Raw genomic sequence first — 18,030 nt, forward strand, 5'->3', positions numbered from 1 at the left:
CAATAGTCACGGCCTTTATCAGCGGGCCGTTTGAAAATAGTTACGGACACCGTATGCATGCAAAACCCCAACCAACTCCGGCAATCTTGCACGGACATCGGCTGCCATAGGGGGCTGCGGCGGTGCATATTGAGGTTCGTTTTGATTGCGCATCCAATCGCCCAGCACAAACAAATTCAACAACAACGGCTCGGCCAGCCTTTCGGCAACGGCCAACTCTTGCAAAGCCTGTGCGAAACAAGCTATCCATTCGTTACGCAATCGAAGGGTAACGGCAAAAGGAAAGTGCCGCTGCCGCAAACGCGGATGGCCATACTGCTGCTGATACAGATCGGGACCGCCCAACCAACCACTTAAAAACTTGAACAAACGATCACGTGCATAATCCAGTGTTTCAGCATGAATATCGCGTAAATCCCGATATTGGGGTTCCAAATCCATCAAGTCGTAGAAGCGTTCGACAATAGCCCCCACACCGGCTTCACCGCCCAATGCTTCATACATACCGCCCTCTGCCATCTATATTTCCTTTAGCGGATTTTAAGCGTACTCAAACCTACCAACACCAAAATCATGGTAATAATCCAAAAACGCACCACTACTTGGGTTTCTTTCCAACCCTTTTGCTCATAGTGGTGATGGATCGGCGCCATCAGGAAAATACGTTTTTTACGGGTTTTATACGATCCCACCTGCAGCATGACCGACAACGCTTCTACCACAAACAAACCGCCCATGATAAACAATACGATTTCCTGCCGCACAATCACGGCCACCGTACCGAGTGCCGCACCTAATGCCAAAGCACCGACATCACCCATAAATACTTGCGCAGGATAAGCGTTGAACCACAAGAAACCCAAACATGCACCGCACATCGCTGCACAGAATATCACTACTTCATTGGCACCAACCACATGCGGCAATTGCAGGTATTGGGCAAATTGAGCATGGCCGGAAGCATAAGCAAAAATAGCCAGCCCGGCAGCCACTAACACTACGGGGAAGGCGGCCAAACCGTCCAAGCCATCGGTTAGATTAACCGCATTAGAAGTGCCAACAATCACAAAATAAGTCAGCACCACAAAACCGATACCGCCTAACGGATAAGCAATTTGTTTGAAAAAAGGCACAATAAACGCACTGCTGGCACTTAACTCGGCGAAATAAAACAGAAAAATACCCGCCGCCAACGCAACAACAGACTGCCATACCATTTTGAATCTGCCCGATACGCCGTTGGGATCTTTATAAACGACTTTGCGCCAGTCGTCATAAAAACCCAATGCGCCTGTGGAAAGCAACACCACCAGCAAAATCCAAATATAAGGATTTGCCCAATTGCCCCACAACAGGGTTGATACGGTGATGGCGGTTAATATCAAAGAACCGCCCATAGTAGGCGTACCGTTTTTAACCAAATGGGTTTGCGGCCCGTCGGTTCGCACAGCTTGGCCCACTTTCAACGCCGTTAGCTTACGGATTGTCCACGGCCCCAGCAGCAAAGAAAAAACCAAAGAGGTTAATGCTGCCATCACCGCACGGAATGTGGTGTATTGGAATACATTCAGCGCTGAAAACCAATCGCTGAAATGCGCTAACCATAAAAACATCAGGACTTCCTTTTCATGAAACTTACGGTTCGTACGAACCTGTTTTCGTAATGATTGCCGACAGCAGTTTGCCGGCCGCCGCACTTTTTCGGTTTGCTATTGCTGCGCAAACCCAGCGGCTAAAAATACCTCTTTGACCACAGCTTTCCAACCAAAGAGGCTTTCTGAAAACTGTTAAATATCGGCCAACAATGCCGATACCACTTCTTCCATTTTCATAAAGCGCGAACCTTTTACTAATACATTCGCTTCTTGAGGCAAGTCATGCACCAAAACTTGAATCAAAGGATCTTTTGCGGCAAACCACAAACCGTTGGCTCCGAATGCCTCCGCAGCATGCGCACTCTCATTACCTAAGAAATAAGCGGTCTCAATACCTTTGGCTGATGCGTACTCTCCTACTTCACGATGCATACGGGCGGCTTCGCTTTCCCCCAGTTCGCCCATATCGCCCATTACGAAAATACGCGGAGCCGGCAAGCCCGCCAACACATCCAGCGCAGCTTTCATACTATCGGGATTAGCATTATAGGTGTCGTCTAAAACCGTAGCCTGCCGGATACCGGCTTTGATTTGTAAGCGCCCTTTGATATTGGCAAAACCTGCCAAACCTTCGGCAATCTGAGCCAGCTCCAAGCCGGCGGAGGCCGCTAACGCAGCAGCGGCCACAGCGTTATGTACATTATGAAGACCCGGCACCGGCAATTTTACCGCTGCCCGCTGCTCATCGCGCACCAAGTCGAACTCGCACGACAAAGGCATGATTTTAATATTTTCGGCATGTATTTCACCTTTTTTCACACCGAAAGTTTGTTTTCTCAAACAGGCGGCAGCCTCTGCAAATACTTCCGCATTAGCGTCTTCACAAGGAATCAGTGCCAGCCCATCAGCCGCCACGCCTTGGTAAATCTCGCTTTTAGCCTTGGCAATATCCCCCACACCGTTAAAACCGCAACCAACATGCGCACGCAGGGCGTTATTTACCAATGCGGTATCCGGTTCGGCAATGCGCGTGAGCAGAGCCAGTTCTCCGAAATGGTTCATTCCCATTTCAATAACGGCGTAGCGGTGCTGTTCAGTTAGCTTTAGCAGCGTTAGCGGCAAGCCGATATGGTTGTTGAAATTACCGGCGGTCGCCAATACTGCATCCTCGCCGAACGCGTGTCGCAACACCGAAGCCAGCATCTCTTTGACCGTGGTTTTACCGCTTGATCCCGTAATACCGAATACAAACGGATCAACATACACGCGCCAAGCATGCGCTAACGTTTGCAGTGCCTGCAAAGTGTCGGTAACTTTCAGCGTTTGAGGTAATGCGGCACAATCTTCACGTGACACCACTGCCGCCAGCGCACCTTTGGCCAATACGTCGGCTACAAAATCATGCGCATCAAAACGCTCGCCCGCCAAGGCAAAAAACACATCGCCGCTTTGAATATCGCGGCTGTCGGTAACGATACGTTTTACCTGCTTGTTTTCAACGGTAAGCGGCAAATCCAACGCCTTACAAATAAAATGCAAATCTAGCGATTTCATACTCTTCTAACTTTTATAATTTTTCAGACGGCCTTTGAAAATAAAGGAAGGCTGTATTGAAGATATCATTTCAATTTCACAGTATTTATTTCTCAATAAGATCATTCACCCATAACGCCAGCACAACATCCATTTGCCCGTTTTCCTTTTTCGCTTCACCTACCGACTTAGACCATAAGGCTTTCTTGTCACCTACTAAATTCGGATTTTGCTTTAATAATTCGACTGCCTTAATAGCATATAAGCTATTTTTATATTTCGGCTTATATCCTGGCTCTCCTTCAATACCTTTAATCAACCCTGCTTTACATAAGCCGAAAAATGCACACCTCGGGCAGCTTTTCTTTTGCACAGAATTTTTATCGCTAAATTTTTTTGCTGCCCTCTTCCATGCTTCTTCACAAGACTTCCCATCAGAAATAATCAACTCAACTGCTTCTAAAGCAATTTTCCCATACAGGTTAATTTTAGTTCCATTCATTATGGCCAATTTTCCGCCTCAAAATTATCCGAAATAATCTTTTTTATATCACCCATCTAACAAAAAACATTATGTGCAATATCTAGAATACCGCCCTACTGGCGGATAAACGGATAAGGATTCGCTGCACCTGAAGCAGTATAAATACCATAATGCAAATGCGGAGGTGTTCCTTTTGCATTTCCACTATAGCCGACATAACCGATAATTGTGCATGCCTTAATCCACTGATGACTCAGCTTCAACTAATGCTTCACCCGCCACTTCAAAATCTGAAAAATGATGCTTTTGGCCCTGAATATCCTGATAAGTTTCATGCCCTTTGCCGGCAATCAGAATAATGTCTTGCGGTGCGGCATTTGATACCGCATATTCAATGGCGCGGCGACGGTCTGGCTCTATCAAAACGGGGGCTGCTACGGCCGGTAAAATATCGTTGATAATATCTTGCGGCTCTTCCATTCTCGGATTGTCGCTGGTTACCACCACACAATCGCTTCCTGCCGCAGCGGCAGCGCCCATCAACGGGCGTTTGCCGCGGTCTCGATTGCCTCCGCAGCCGAACACGCACCAAAGTTTGGCATCTTGCGTTTTGATTTCATTCAACGTAGCCAATGCTTTTTCGAGTGCATCAGGTGTATGGGCATAATCCACTACTACCAAAGGCTTGCCCGGCTGCATGATGCAGTCCATACGGCCAGTAGCGGGTCGGATTTGTGCCAATACCTGCAATACTTTTTCAAGCGGGTAACCGTTGGCACACAACAGGCCGACACAAGCTGCCAGATTCTGCGCATTAAAACGCCCTAAAAGCCGGGTGCTAATCGCTCCGCTACCCCACGGTGTTTCCAAACCAACCGACATGCCGTCTGAAGAAGCGGTAAAGCTGCTGATACGGATATCGGCTTGAGAATTAAAACCGTAACTGTAAACAGCTAAATCAGGACAGTCTTTTTTCAGACGGCCTACTAATTGCGCACCGTATTCATCGTCAATATTGATAATGGCATGCTGCAAGCCCTGCCAATAAAACAAGCGGGCTTTGGTTTCTCCGTATTCGGCCATTGAACCGTGGTAATCCAAATGGTCGCGCGTAAGATTGGTAAAGATAGCGGTTTTAAACGGTACGCCATTAACACGGAATTGGTCTAAGCCATGGCTGGATACTTCCATAGCCACGTTTTTAGCCCCTTGACCAATAAAACGGTGCAATAGGGCTTGCACGGATACGGGATCGGGTGTGGTATGGGTGGTCTCTTCAAGCTCGCCCCAAAAACCGTTACCGACCGTACCGATAACGGCTGTCGGTTCGCCCAGCAAACTGCCCGCTTGTGCCAACCACTGGCTGATAGAGGTTTTGCCGTTAGTACCGGTAACGCCCCACGCACAAAGGCCGTCTGAAAAATTATCGTAAACCGTGGCGGCCAATATGCCTGCACGATTTTTCAAATCTTTAATACCTTGGTTGGAAACGGCATATTCAGACGGCCATGCAAACGTACCGTCATCATCCCAAAAAACAAAAGCTGCTCCATTGGCAATAGCCGCCGGAATAAATTGGCGTCCGTCGGTATATTCACCTTGGCAGGCAACAAAGATATCACCCGGCTTGATTTTACGGCTGTCTGAATGCAACAAACGCCCTGCTGCGTTTTCACACAGCAGGGGCGGTAAGTCGGCTTCAGCAAGAGGAGTAAGTCGACTGAACATAAAATTTCCTACATTAAGGTTTTACGGCAGCCTGCACCACCGGTATTTCTTTTAAAGGCTTGGTGGGCGGTACGCCGAGAATATTCAAGCTACCTGCCATTATGTTTTTAAATACGGGGCCAGCAACCACACCGCCGTAGTAGCCGTTTACACTTGGTTCGTCAATATTTACGGCTACAATGACACGAGGATTCATAGCCGGAGCAAAACCGATAAACGTACCCATATGTTTATTGTCGACATAACGGCCATTTACCAGTTTACGTGCCGTACCGGTTTTAGCTGCAACATCAAAGCCGTCAACCGCACCGGCAGTACCCGTGCCACCTTTTTCAGTGACCGATACCATAATTTTACGAACAGCAGCGGCGGTTTCCGGTTTGATAATTTGCTCGCCTTTCGGAGGCGCGACCTGTTTTTCAAAGCTTACGGGCAATAATTTTCCGTCACTGGTCAATACGGTATACGCACGAGCCAGCTGCAACAAACTTAATTGCAAACCGTAACCGAACGACATCGTCGCCTGTTCGATAGGACGCCAGTTTTGCCATTTCCTCAGCAAACCCGCAGTTTCTCCCGGGAAACCCGAGTGCATACGCTGACCAATGCCCAGACTACTGTAAAACGCATGCATTTCCTCAGGCTTGAACATGGCCGACAATTTGCTGGTACCCACGTTTGAAGATTTCTGCATGATTCCTCGCACATCAAGCGACGGATAAACATGCGTATCGCGTACAGTGGCCGGGCCAATCTTATACGGACTGGTATTAAACCAAGTATTGACACTTACCTTGCCCGAGTCCAACGCTTTAGCTATTGGGAAAGGTTTCATAGCCGAGCCCGGCTCAATCATATCTGTAACAGCACGGTTGCGGCGTTGTTCGCTATCTGCCTGACCGGGCTGGTTGGGATCGTAAGCAGGGCTGTTAACCAAAGCGAGAATTTCGCCTGTTTGGGCATCCAAAACCACAACACTGCCGGCTTTGGCACGATGGTAGGCAATAGCTTTATTTAATTCGTCATAAGCTAAAGTTTGAATACGTTGGTCCAGCGACATAACCATATCATGGCCATTTTTCGGCTCACGGTTACGGGGGGAATCAAGGCTATCGACAATATTGCCTTTATTGTCACGCAAAACCACCTTTGCGCCATCTTCACCGCGCAAGTCGTCTTCACGCGCCAATTCCAAACCTTCTTGGCCCTTGCCGTCGATATTGGTAAAACCGATCACATGGGCGAACAAGTTACCCATCGGATAATGGCGTTTTGATTCTTTTTGGAAAGCTAAACCTTTGATACCCAAAGCGGCAACTTTATCCGCAGTTTCCTTGCTGAGCTGGCGTTTCAAATAGATAAAATCTTTGTCTTTACGTGAAAGGCGCTCTTCAATAGTTGCAACAGGCATATCAATTAATGCCGCCAACGCTTCTAATTTATCGTGCTCCGGCATAGCATCCATACCGGAAGGCACTGCGTAAAGTGATTCGGTCGGGGCACTCAATGCTAAAGTGGCGCCATTACGGTCACTAATCGTCCCGCGAGAAGCAGGCAATGACAAAGTACGCACAAACCGCTGATCTCCCTGATTTTTTAGGAAATCATGCTGACTGGTTTGCAGATAAATCCCCCGTCCGATCAAGGCCGTAAAAGCTAAACCCAAGCCAAGCAGTACAATGGCAATCCGCCCGTTGGTCGTAACAGGCTTATTACCTTTCTGCTGTTTGGGCAGCATTTTCGGCTTGTATTCGTTTTTAATCAACATAACAACTTCTCGTTTTTGAATCTTATGGTTTTATTTCAATGATCTTAGTATCTGCTACACCGGGCGGATGTAAATTCTGCCGCTCGGCAGCCCCCTTGATCAGCTGATGGTTGGACAGCTTGGCCTGTTTCAACTTCAGCCGTGCAAATTCCTGCTCCAACTGAATTTCCTGTTTTTGAGCCTTATCCAAAGCAATAAAATGCCGGCGTGAATAATCCTGTACCGTCACCGCACCAATCCCGGACAATAAAGTTATTACCAGCAACACAACATTCAATTTATTCATATATTTATTTTCAGACGGCCTACTAACGATACATCTTCATCCATGTCTGTTTCGTAATCTGTATTGTTCAGCTATCTTTCAAAAGCATTCCCGAAGATACCGCCCGTTCTTTCTGCTACACGCAAAACCGCCGAACGCGAACGTGGATTAACCGTAATCTCCTCATTACCCGGTTTGATCGCTTTACCAACTAAAGCTAGCGGCGGAACGGGAAGATCCGCCTCCCTAACAGCCGCCCATTTAGGCAGAGGAGCATGCTGGGCATGCTGCTTCATAAATTGTTTGACGATACGGTCTTCCAAGGAATGGAAGGCAATTACTGCCAACCGCCCTCCTTCGTTCAACCTGGATACGACTTGTGGTAAAACTTCTTTTACTTCTTCAAGCTCACGGTTGATGAAAATCCGAACGGCTTGAAATGTCCGCGTCGCCGGGTCTTGTCCACGCTCACGAGTACGGACGTTTTGCGCCACGAGCTGCGCCAACTTACGGGTTGTATCGATAGGCTCTTCTTCGCGCTGCGACACAATGGCACGCGCGATCTGACGACTAAACCGCTCTTCACCATAATTTTTAATTACCTCGTGTATTTCCTGCTCAGTCGCAACTGCCAACCATTGAGCAGCCGACATACCCCGCGTGGGATCCATACGCATATCCAAAGGCGCATCAAAACGGAAGCTAAAACCGCGCCCACCATCATCAATCTGTGGAGACGATATACCCAGATCAAACAACGCCCCGTCGATTTTCTCTATACCTAAAGCATCCAAGGCCGTCTGAAACGTTGCAAAACCGTCGTGCACCACACTAACGCGTTTATCTTCGGCCGCCAGTGCATGGGCTACCGCAATCGCCTGGGGATCTTTATCAAACACCACCAAGCGCCCGCCCTCACCAAGCTTCGACAAAATCAACTTGGAGTGTCCTCCCCTGCCGAATGTTCCGTCGACATATACACCATTTTCACGGATCGCCAGCGCATCAACCGCTTCGTGCAACAATACGGTGATATGGCAATACGGCTCTGTTTTGCTCATAGCTGTAAATCCGTTGTACTCAATTCAAAAGCCAGCTCGTCGGGATCAATATCCAAAGCCTGATTCATCTCAGCTTCCCAATGTGCACGCCCCCACAACTCCATACGGTTGGCACGGCCGACCAAAGTTACCTCTTTATCAAAATCCACACGACGGCGCAGATTAGCCGGCAGCAGCACACGACCCGCACCGTCCAACTCCAGCGTATCGGCATTATGCAACAATAAATTCTGATACAGCTGCAATGTCGGTTTTCCGGCCACTTTCATATTTAGCAGCTGGCGGGCAACGCTTTCCCACTCCTGCTCGGGATACATCAACAAGCGGTATCGCGAATCTAAAGTGGCCACTATAGCCGGAGTGTAGCGGCGCAGCAGCAGCTCGCGGAATTTGGCAGGAATCGCCAACCGCCCTTTGCTATCTATGCTCAACTCATGAACGCCGCCAAACACTTTAATAAATTTCTCCGTTTAATTTGGGAAAAAGATGCACTTTGACACACTACACCCCACATAGCGACACTATATGAAATTTCCACAATACGGTCAAATTACCAATTTACAAAAAACAAACGGCCAGACAAGCACTTACCCCGATAAAAAAAGGGCCGCTCCTACTCAAAGAGCTTGACCTATAATAAATAAATACAATATTTAGTATTGCAAACTTATATTTAGCACTACATAAGCTTTATCCCTACTACTACACCACACCATTTCAAGCAAGATATAATATATCCGCCACTTTTAAAATTTTACATATTCTAACAAATGTCAAATACACTTCCTCCCGCATCTGCAACAGCCCTTGCCGCCAGCCAAGCCCTCACTACCCATATCCGTGAAGACATCTGCCGCAATCAAGGTTGGATTCCATTTTCCCGCTTTATGGAAATGGCACTCTACACGCCTCTATATGGCTATTACACAGGCGGTGCCCATAAAATCGGCCCGGCCGGCGACTTCATTACCGCGCCCACACTCTCCCCGCTCTTCGGGCAAGCCATAGCAAAACAGTTGCAGGCTTTATTGCCTCAAACCGACGGTAACATTTATGAATTCGGCGCGGGGACAGGTGCTTTAGCCGCTACATTGCTGCAAAACCTTTCAGACGGCCTGAAAAATTATTACATTATTGAAGTCTCACCTGAGCTGGCCGATCGTCAGCGCCAATACATCACTGAAACCGTTCCTCCCGAAGCTGCGGCCAAAGTCTACCATCTAAGCACCTTACCCGAACAATTCAACGGTATCATTATCGGAAACGAAGTACTGGATGCCATACCGTGCGAAGTCGTACGACATGACCCGGATGGCTTCAAACAAATGGGGGTTTCTTGCGAAAACGATCATTTCGAATGGCACCCCCGCCCGCTACCCGAATTCTTGCGCGCAGCGGCCGCCAATTATTTTCCCGAACAAATATATCCGTACACCAGCGAATTGCATCCAGCCCAATACGCATTCACCCACACTATTGGTCAAAAGCTCAAGCGGGGAGCGGTGATTTTTATCGACTATGGCTTCGATGCCGCCCAGTATTACCACCCTCAAAGACAACAAGGCACCTTGATCGGTCACTACCGACATCACACCATACATGACCCTTTCTTTCACATAGGCCTGACCGACCTGACCGCCCATGTCAACTTTACCGATATCGCCCAAGCAGGAACCGACGCAGGTATGGACTTAATCGGCTACACCACCCAAGCAAACTTTCTACTCAACCTCAACATCACCGGCTTACTAGAAAATACCGATCCTTCCTCCGCCGACTATATCCGCCATGCGGCAACCCTCCATAAGCTAATAGGCCAACATGAAATGGGAGAATTATTTAAAGTTATCGCTTTCGGGCGTGATATTGATCCTGACTGGCAAGGATTTTCCCACGGAGATATCTGCCACAAGCTTTAGCTCCTCATAAGCCCCACTATTCAGCAATATTGCAAGTCACAACATTAAAATGAATTTATTCTGATAAAAATCAAATACAAAAGATTTACCTTAAAAAAATATTTTGACAAAAAAACCGTGCAACAGTATATTATGCGCTTCATCAGTCGGCGAATTAGCTCAGTCGGTTAGAGCAGAGGAATCATAATCCTTGTGTCCGGGGTTCGAGTCCCTGATTCGCCACCAAAATTTCGGGGGTATAGCTCAGTTGGTAGAGCGCTTGCATGGCATGCAAGAGGTCAGCGGTTCGATCCCGCTTACCTCCACCATGAAATAAAAAATCCGACTATTTTAAAGTCGGATTTTTTATTTCATGGAGTTTTTAGATTCATCCAAATAAAGAAAAACACCACAGCCATATTCTTTAATTCATAATCCCTAAAAAATCCTTCTTAAAAAATTTATACAATAAAACCGTATCCGAAAAATTAATCATTAATGGCTGCAAATAATCAACCATTTCATGTACTTGCCAACGATCCGAGATCCTTTCCGCCATTATTCCATCCAAACCTAAATAATGCCGTCTGAAATATTCAGACGGCATTATTTGTTCTTCCACCAATCAAGAAAAGCTGTATTTGCCGTATTTAATTTATAACCTAACGAACCCATCCTGTTTCTAACATCAAGCTCATTGCACTGTAATATTTAGGTAAATTTTCCGGTATATGCAAATTATTACGGTAAATAACCCTATGTTGTCTACTGTACCAATTGGGTACCAAAATATATTGATGACGAATAACCCTATCAAGAGCCTTTGCGGCCGCCGTTAACTCTTCCCGGCTAGTAAAGCCGGTAAACTTCGGCAGCAAAGCCTCAATAGCCGGATCACACACACCTGCCCAATTGCGGCTGCCCGGTGTTTTGGCTGCCTCACAACTAAAGTAATTAAATTGTTCGTTGCCCGGACTCTCACTATTAGAATAGACCACAATCGTCATATCGTAATCAAAATCATCCAATCTTTTTTGATAAACAGCCGAATCAACTACACGCACATTCAAACGTATACCAATTTTTGCCAAGTCCCGCTGCCACTTAGCAGTGATACGCTCATATGTTTTACTGGGCGTCAGAAACTCGATAACCAAAGGGTTGCCCGCATCATCCACCAACACACCATTAAGGTAACGGTAACCCGCCTTATTCAATAAAGCACGGGCCTTTAGTAAGTTAGGACGAACACCCAATACAGGGTCGGCTACAGGCGGCTGCGGTACATCTTCCTCAAATACGGTTGCGGGTAGTTTGCCGCGTATTTCGTCAAGCAAAGCAAGCTCCCTACCCTGCGGCCTACCGTCCGCCGCCATTACGCTATTGGTAAACAAACTATTGCTTCGCTGATAGAGACCGTAAAAAAGACGTGTATTGATACTTTCAAAATCAAAACTCTCTACCAATGCCTGCCTTACCAAAAGATTATCAAACGGCTTTCGGCGTTGATTCATGACAAAACCCTGCATTCCGGCAGTATTATTATGTATCCACTCATATTTCTGAAGATGACGTTTGGCCAACAGATTTTCAGGATAGGTACGAGCCCAATTCCTAGCCACAGTTTCCTGCACAAAGTCATAACGTCCGCCTTTGATGCCTTCAATACGCACACTGTCATCACGGTAATAACGCAAACGCACAGTATCAAAATTAAACATACCTTTGCGTGTTGGCAAATCTTTGGCCCAATAATCGGCATCACGCCTGAACTCACTCATACGACCGGCATCCGTACGGGCCAGGCGGTAAGGCCCCGAACCGATCGGCACAGTATTCGGTGCTGCGGCCAATCCTTTCGGATAGCTTTTATGAGAAAATACCGGCAATTCGCCCAATATCATATGCAGCTCGGCATTGCGCCGCTTAAAACGGAAAACTACCGTGCGCAGTGCAGGCGTTTCAACAGAAGCCACATCCGCCCAATAAAATTTATATATCGGCACGGCAGCCTTGTCACGGGTAAGCGTATTAAAAGAAAATGCTACATCTTTAGCTAATACATGGTCGCCGTTATGAAAACGGGCTTTAGGATTGATTTTGAAAGTAACCGAAAGGCCGTCTGAAGCCAGACGCATATCCTCTGCCAACAAACCATACATTGCAAACGGCTCGTCATAACTTTTTACCATCAGCTGATCCAACGTCAGCATAGCCACCCCGGCTTCCCTATCTCCTTTTAAAGCAAAAGGATTCAAGGTATCGAACCCACCAGGCATCGGCAAGGTCAGCGCACCTCCCTTAGGTGCCGCAGGGTTAACATATGCAAAATGGCGGAAACCTTCCGGATACGCCGCAGGCTCTCCCAAACCTACACCGTTTAAGGCATGGGCGACAACAGGCCAAAGCAACAATAAAGCGCAAAATTTTTTCATACTCACACCACCGTCTTCAGACGGCCTTATTGTAACCACAATACCTTTGATATGCGCACACTTCCTATACCTTTCGCTTTCAACCTACCTTCGCCAACCTTACGTTCGAAATGTACAAAACAAATAGTACTGCTGTTACAAGAAGGCCCCGCATCGGTGAAAAACTTTTGTTTTCTATACTGAAACCGCGGCTTTTGCTATAATGCCGCGTTTAACGTAATAGCAAAACCACTATCTAAGGACAAAAACATGGGCTTTTTGCAAGGTAAAAAAATCCTGATTACCGGCATGATCTCTGAGCGTTCCATTGCCTACGGCATTGCCAAAGCATGCTACGACCAAGGCGCAGAGCTTGCCTTTACTTACGTTGTAGACAAACTCGAAGAGCGCGTGCGCAAACTGGCAGCAGAGCTGGGTTCTGAGCTGGTATTCCGTTGCGACGTACAAAGCGATGAAGAAATCGCCCAAACCTTCACCGATTTAGCCAAAGTATGGGACGGCCTCGACGGCTTGGTACACTCTATCGGCTTTGCTCCGCGCGAGGCACTCAACGGCGATTTTCTCGACAGCATCAGCCGTGAAGCATTCAATATCGCCCACGAAGTATCCGCCTACAGTCTGCCCGCTTTAGCTAAAGCCGCACGCCCGATGATGCAAGGCCGAAACGGTTCGATTGTGGCCCTCTCCTATTTGGGCGCCGTTCGTGCTATTCCGAACTACAACGTTATGGGCATGGCAAAAGCCAGCCTAGAAGCAGGCATCCGCTTTACCGCTGCCTGTTTGGGTAAAGAAGGCATCCGCTGCAACGGTATTTCTGCCGGCCCGATCAAAACACTGGCAGCATCCGGCATTGCCGACTTTAGCAAACTGCTGGCTCATGTTGCCTCTCATAATCCGCTCGGCCGAAATGTTACCATCGAAGAGGTCGGCAATACGGCTGCCTTCCTGTTATCGGATCTTTCTTCCGGCATTACCGGCGAAATCACCTATGTAGACGGCGGCTACAGCATCAATGCGCTGAACGACGACGATACCGAATAATCCTTTCTATCAACGGAAAATCTTCGCAATACCATAAAGGCCGTCTGAACAATATTTTGCAAAGTGCAACTTTTTTGCATCATAGTATTTTCAGACGGCTGATTTTTATGCCCGAGCGGAACAAAATAATGTTTTATGCATCAAACATACAAATTTTAACCCACTGTTTACAGTAAAACCGTTAAGATGAGAACTGAAAGATAGTTACAGTCGGCATCTACACGCCGCACTGAAAAGCTTTTACCTAATTAAAATCCAAGATTATTTTATTCAATGTGAGGAAATACCATGTCTTTAAAACAAGAATTTAAAGAATTCATTATGCGCGGTAACGTTATCGACTTGGCAGTCGGTATGGTTATCGGTACCGCTTTCAGCGGCATCGTAAAATCATTAGTAGACGATGTTATTATGCCCCCGATCGGCTTACTTTTGGGCGGCGTAGACTTTTCCAACCTGTTCGTTACGCTGAAAGACGGTGCCAATGCACCCGAAGCCGGCTATGCAACTCTAGAAGCCGCCAAAGCCGCCGGCGCGGTAACTATGAATATCGGCTTGTTCATCAATACCATCATCAGCTTCCTGATTGTTGCCGCAGCCATCTTCATGGTTATTAAAGCCATCAACAAAATGAAAAAACCTGCTGTTGTGGAAGAAGCTCCGGCTGAACCAAGCGAAGATATCGTTCTGTTGCGCGAAATCCGCGACTCTCTGAAAAAATAATTCTTTTCAGCGACTATAATCAAACCGCTTGGTTAAACCCAAGCGGTTTTTTATTTTTGCAGGCTTCGTTTGATATCCCAATCAGCCCCAAAATCAGCAATAACAACTACATAACCTGGAACCCAATTTTTCTCAGGTTCAAAGCTAGAATCTTTCCCTTTCCATAAAAACAAACCGTTGGGGCTAATTACCTTCGTAATCACTTTTTAAACGGAAGCAATACAACTATAAAGAAAACGCCCCGAAATAAAGGGGCGTTTATATCCTTAAATATGCTTAAATATAAATTATTTCTTCAGACGGCCATGTAATTCCTGCACACTATATACACCCAGTGTATTCAGGCTTTTCACCCCTTCGCTCATCGCCTCACCGCCCGCCACGGTAGTATATTGGGGAACACGCGCTGTCAGCGCAGTGCGACGGATACTATGGCTGTCAGCTACCGATTGCGCATCACTGCCTACGGTATTCACTACCAAAGCGATTTCACCGTTTTTAATCGCATCGACAATGTGTGGACGGCCTTCCAATACTTTGTTCACCACCTGCACAGTGATACCGTGCTCGGCCAGATAAGCAGCAGTACCGCGGGTGGCGCATACGCCGTAACCCAAAGCTTGGAAGTTTTTCGCTGTTTTGACGATATACGGTTTATCTTCGTCGCGCACGGCCAAAAATACCTTACCAGTGGCGGGCATACGCTCGCCCGCCCCCAATTGGGATTTCAAATAGGCTTCGCCAAAGGTCGCCCCCACACCCATGACCTCACCGGTAGAGCGCATTTCCGGCCCTAAAATGGTATCGACACCGGGGAATTTGATAAATGGGAATACGGCTTCTTTAACGGCATAAAAATCAGGAATGACTTCTTTTTCCACGCCTTGTTCTTTCAAGCTGATACCTGCCATAGCACGCGCTCCAACTTTAGCCAAGGGAACTGAAGTGGCTTTCGATACGAATGGTACGGTACGCGAAGCACGCGGATTCACTTCTAATACAAATACCACACCGTCTTGCACCGCAAACTGCACATTCATCAACCCGACCACATTGAGAGCCTCGGCCATAGCTTTGGTTTGACGGCGGATTTCGTCTTGAATTTCTTGGGACAGCGAATACGGCGGCAGCGAACAGCCCGAATCGCCCGAATGGATACCCGCCTGCTCAACGTGCTGCATAATTCCACCAATTACAACTTCTTGGCCGTCTGAAACGCAGTCCACATCCACTTCAATCGCATTATTCAAGAAAAAGTCTAACAATACCGGACTATCCTCCGACACCTGCACAGCCTCACGCATATAGGTTTTCAGCTGCTCTTGCGAATGCACTACTTGCATAGCGCGACCGCCCAATACGTAAGACGGGCGTACCACCAGCGGATAGCCGATTTCTTCGGCCAACACCAATGCTTCTTCTTCATTATGGGCAATACGGTTAGGCGGTTGGCGCAAACCCAAATCGTTCAATACTTTTTGGAAGCGCTCGCGGTCTTCGGCGGCATCAATACTGTCGGCCGACGTACCGATAATATTCACACCGTTTTCGACCAAAGCATTGGCCAGTTTCAGCGGGGTTTGGCCGCCGTAATGCACGATTACGCCCCACGGGTTTTCTTTTTTAACGATTTCCAATACGTCTTCCAAGGTCAACGGTTCGAAATAAAGACGGTCTGAAGTATCGAAATCGGTGGATACGGTTTCGGGGTTACAGTTCACCATAATGGTTTCAAAACCCGACTCGCGCAAAGCCAGTGCCGCATGCACGCAGCAATAATCGAACTCGATACCCTGGCCGATACGGTTGGGGCCGCCGCCGAGAATCATCACCTTCCGTTTTTCAGACGGCCTCGCTTCGCATTCTTCCTCATAGGTAGAATACAGATATGCCGTATCCGATTGGAATTCTGCCGCGCAGGTATCCACGCGCTTATATACCGGATGCAGGTTCAAACCATAGCGGTGCTCGCGTACTTCTTTCTCGCTCACGCCCAACAATTGTGCCAAACGCTTGTCGGCAAAGCCTTTACGTTTCAGACGGCGTAAGACGGCATAATCCAAATCTTGCAGGCTACCCGAAGCCACTTTTTGCTCTTCGGCTACAATGTCTTCGATTTGCGCTAAAAACCATGGATCAATAGCACAAATTTCATGGATTTCTTCTTTGCTGAAACCAACACGGAACGCATCGGCTACATACAAGATACGCTCGGGGCCGGGGTTAGCCAGCTCGCGGCGGATTTCAGCTTTGTCTTCGGTTTTCGGGTTAAAGCCGCACAAGCCGGTTTCCAAACCACGCAAGGCTTTCTGCATGGACTCCTGCAAGGTACGCCCCATTGCCATCACCTCGCCCACCGATTTCATTTGCGTAGTCAGGCGATCGTCGGCGGCAGGGAATTTTTCAAAGGCAAAACGTGGGATTTTGGTTACCACATAATCAATGCTCGGCTCAAACGATGCCGGCGTACGTCCGCCAGTGATGTCGTTACGCAACTCATCCAGCGTAAAACCTACCGCCAATTTAGCCGCCACCTTCGCAATTGGGAAGCCCGTGGCTTTGGAAGCCAACGCGGAAGAACGGCTCACGCGCGGATTCATCTCAATCACAATCATTTCACCATTAGCCGGATTCACCGCAAACTGTACGTTCGAACCGCCGGTATCCACACCGATTTCACGCAATACTGCCAAAGATGCATTACGCATGATTTGGTATTCTTTGTCGGTCAGCGTTTGTGCAGGCGCAACGGTGATGCTGTCGCCGGTATGTACGCCCATCGGGTCAAAGTTTTCAATCGAACAGATGATGATGCAGTTGTCGTTTTTGTCGCGCACCACCTCCATTTCATATTCTTTCCAACCCAAAACCGATTGCTCAATCAGCAATTCATGGGTAGGCGACGCATCGAAACCGCGTTCGCAAATTGCCAAAAACTCATCGCGGTTATAGGCAATACCACCACCTGAACCACCCATGGTGAAAGACGGACGGATCAGCGTAGGAAAACCCACCTGCTCTTGCGCCGCCAACGCTTCATTCATGGTGTGGCAGACAAAAGATTTCGGGCAAGACAGGCCGATTTTTTCCATAGCTTCTTTAAAACGGCCACGGTCTTCCGCTTTATCAATCGCGTCTTCCGTTGCACCGATCAGCTCAACATTGTATTTGGCCAATACACCGTTACGCGCCAAATCTAACGCGCAATTGAGCGCAGTCTGTCCACCCATAGTCGGCAGTACCGCATCAGGACGTTCTTTCGCAATGATTTTTTCAACGGTTTGCCACATAATCGGCTCGATGTAAGTAACATCGGCCATATCGGGGTCGGTCATAATTGTGGCGGGGTTGGAATTGACGAGAATGACTTTGTAGCCCTCCTCGCGCAAAGCCTTGCACGCTTGCGCACCGGAATAGTCGAATTCACAGGCCTGGCCAATCACGATGGGGCCGGCGCCGATAATGAGGATGGATTTTAGGTCGGTTCTTTTTGGCATGT

General features: G+C 47.7%; 14 protein-coding genes and 2 tRNA genes. 5 read left to right on the plus strand and 11 right to left on the minus strand.

Translation table 11 applies throughout. The annotated features are described in order from the left end of the window. Positions 1–18: 18 nt before the first annotated feature. From LVJ86_RS09745 to mraZ, 9 genes are all read right to left on the minus strand, one after another. Entirely contained in the window at positions 19–504 is a 486-nt protein-coding gene (locus tag LVJ86_RS09745) for a group II truncated hemoglobin (protein WP_047760969.1), read from the minus strand. Between the two features lie 26 nt (positions 505–530). Continuing rightward, positions 531–1,613, minus strand: a complete 1,083-nt coding sequence (gene mraY / locus LVJ86_RS09750; RefSeq protein WP_047760946.1) for a phospho-N-acetylmuramoyl-pentapeptide-transferase — start codon at positions 1,611–1,613, stop codon at positions 531–533. Between the two features lie 174 nt (positions 1,614–1,787). Then, entirely contained in the window at positions 1,788–3,149 is a 1,362-nt protein-coding gene (locus LVJ86_RS09755) for a UDP-N-acetylmuramoyl-tripeptide--D-alanyl-D-alanine ligase (RefSeq protein WP_047760947.1), read from the minus strand. An 85-nt stretch (positions 3,150–3,234) separates the two neighbouring features. Beyond that, positions 3,235–3,630, minus strand: coding sequence for a DUF6979 family protein (locus LVJ86_RS09760; protein WP_053008331.1), 396 nt, complete (start codon positions 3,628–3,630; stop codon positions 3,235–3,237). Between the two features lie 219 nt (positions 3,631–3,849). After that, positions 3,850–5,340, minus strand: coding sequence for a UDP-N-acetylmuramoyl-L-alanyl-D-glutamate--2,6-diaminopimelate ligase (locus LVJ86_RS09765; RefSeq protein WP_047760948.1), 1,491 nt, complete (start codon positions 5,338–5,340; stop codon positions 3,850–3,852). Between the two features lie 13 nt (positions 5,341–5,353). Continuing rightward, positions 5,354–7,108 (minus strand): peptidoglycan D,D-transpeptidase PBP2, encoded by a 1,755-nt coding sequence (penA, locus tag LVJ86_RS09770; RefSeq protein ID WP_047760949.1) that lies wholly within the window; start codon positions 7,106–7,108, stop codon positions 5,354–5,356. 22 nt (positions 7,109–7,130) lie between these two features. Then, a complete protein-coding gene (gene ftsL, locus LVJ86_RS09775) occupies positions 7,131–7,394 on the minus strand; it encodes a cell division protein FtsL (protein WP_047760950.1) in 264 nt (87 codons plus the stop codon). Between the two features lie 71 nt (positions 7,395–7,465). After that, positions 7,466–8,434 carry a 16S rRNA (cytosine(1402)-N(4))-methyltransferase RsmH gene (gene rsmH / locus LVJ86_RS09780; protein ID WP_047760951.1) on the minus strand — a complete coding sequence of 323 codons (969 nt, stop codon included), beginning with the start codon at positions 8,432–8,434 and terminating at the stop codon, positions 7,466–7,468. Further along, positions 8,431–8,886: a division/cell wall cluster transcriptional repressor MraZ gene (mraZ, locus tag LVJ86_RS09785; protein WP_047760952.1), complete on the minus strand. Its 456-nt coding sequence runs from the start codon at positions 8,884–8,886 to the stop codon at positions 8,431–8,433. The genes rsmH and mraZ overlap by 4 nt, the downstream gene beginning before the upstream one ends. A 318-nt stretch (positions 8,887–9,204) precedes the next feature. Between mraZ and LVJ86_RS09790 the strand changes: the two genes are divergently transcribed. From LVJ86_RS09790 to LVJ86_RS09800, 3 genes are all read left to right on the plus strand, one after another. After that, complete coding sequence (locus LVJ86_RS09790) at positions 9,205–10,353, plus strand: class I SAM-dependent methyltransferase (protein ID WP_047760953.1); 1,149 nt, start codon at positions 9,205–9,207, stop codon at positions 10,351–10,353. Between the two features lie 148 nt (positions 10,354–10,501). Further along, positions 10,502–10,578: transfer RNA gene (locus tag LVJ86_RS09795), tRNA-Met, on the plus strand. A gap of 7 nt (positions 10,579–10,585) precedes the next feature. Continuing rightward, a tRNA-Ala gene (locus LVJ86_RS09800) sits at positions 10,586–10,661 on the plus strand. A gap of 333 nt (positions 10,662–10,994) precedes the next feature. Here the strand turns inward: LVJ86_RS09800 and LVJ86_RS09805 are convergent. Further along, positions 10,995–12,767 (minus strand): extracellular solute-binding protein, encoded by a 1,773-nt coding sequence (locus LVJ86_RS09805; RefSeq protein WP_047760954.1) that lies wholly within the window; start codon positions 12,765–12,767, stop codon positions 10,995–10,997. Positions 12,768–13,016: 249 nt separating this feature from the next. On the opposite strand from LVJ86_RS09805, the gene fabI reads away from it, so the two are divergent. Together fabI and mscL are read left to right on the plus strand one after the other, a co-directional pair. Then, the gene (fabI, locus tag LVJ86_RS09810; RefSeq protein ID WP_047760955.1) at positions 13,017–13,808 is read left to right on the plus strand and encodes an enoyl-ACP reductase FabI; all 792 of its coding nucleotides are present in this window, start codon (positions 13,017–13,019) and stop codon (positions 13,806–13,808) included. 288 nt (positions 13,809–14,096) lie between these two features. Next, on the plus strand, positions 14,097–14,531 hold the full coding sequence (gene mscL / locus LVJ86_RS09815) for a large conductance mechanosensitive channel protein MscL (protein WP_047760956.1): 435 nt from the start codon (positions 14,097–14,099) through the stop codon (positions 14,529–14,531). Positions 14,532–14,818: 287 nt separating this feature from the next. Here the strand turns inward: mscL and carB are convergent, their stop codons facing one another. Further along, the gene (gene carB, locus LVJ86_RS09820; RefSeq protein ID WP_047760957.1) at positions 14,819–18,028 is read right to left on the minus strand and encodes a carbamoyl-phosphate synthase large subunit; all 3,210 of its coding nucleotides are present in this window, start codon (positions 18,026–18,028) and stop codon (positions 14,819–14,821) included. Positions 18,029–18,030: the final 2 nt, after the last annotated feature.

It is taken from the genome of Neisseria arctica, assembly GCF_022870905.1.
In the GTDB taxonomy this organism is placed as follows: domain Bacteria; phylum Pseudomonadota; class Gammaproteobacteria; order Burkholderiales; family Neisseriaceae; genus Neisseria; species Neisseria arctica.

Coding starts and splice junctions, on each gene's coding strand:
- LVJ86_RS09745 (WP_047760969.1), bottom strand. CDS start 504: ATGTATGAAGCATTGGGCGGTGAAGCCGGTGTGGGGGCTATTGTCGAA.
- mraY (WP_047760946.1), bottom strand. CDS start 1,613: ATGTTTTTATGGTTAGCGCATTTCAGCGATTGGTTTTCAGCGCTGAAT.
- LVJ86_RS09755 (WP_047760947.1), bottom strand. CDS start 3,149: ATGAAATCGCTAGATTTGCATTTTATTTGTAAGGCGTTGGATTTGCCG.
- LVJ86_RS09760 (WP_053008331.1), bottom strand. CDS start 3,630: ATGAATGGAACTAAAATTAACCTGTATGGGAAAATTGCTTTAGAAGCA.
- LVJ86_RS09765 (WP_047760948.1), bottom strand. CDS start 5,340: ATGTTCAGTCGACTTACTCCTCTTGCTGAAGCCGACTTACCGCCCCTG.
- penA (WP_047760949.1), bottom strand. CDS start 7,108: ATGTTGATTAAAAACGAATACAAGCCGAAAATGCTGCCCAAACAGCAG.
- ftsL (WP_047760950.1), bottom strand. CDS start 7,394: ATGAATAAATTGAATGTTGTGTTGCTGGTAATAACTTTATTGTCCGGG.
- rsmH (WP_047760951.1), bottom strand. CDS start 8,434: ATGAGCAAAACAGAGCCGTATTGCCATATCACCGTATTGTTGCACGAA.
- LVJ86_RS09790 (WP_047760953.1), top strand. CDS start 9,205: ATGTCAAATACACTTCCTCCCGCATCTGCAACAGCCCTTGCCGCCAGC.
- LVJ86_RS09805 (WP_047760954.1), bottom strand. CDS start 12,767: ATGAAAAAATTTTGCGCTTTATTGTTGCTTTGGCCTGTTGTCGCCCAT.
- fabI (WP_047760955.1), top strand. CDS start 13,017: ATGGGCTTTTTGCAAGGTAAAAAAATCCTGATTACCGGCATGATCTCT.
- mscL (WP_047760956.1), top strand. CDS start 14,097: ATGTCTTTAAAACAAGAATTTAAAGAATTCATTATGCGCGGTAACGTT.
- carB (WP_047760957.1), bottom strand. CDS start 18,028: ATGCCAAAAAGAACCGACCTAAAATCCATCCTCATTATCGGCGCCGGC.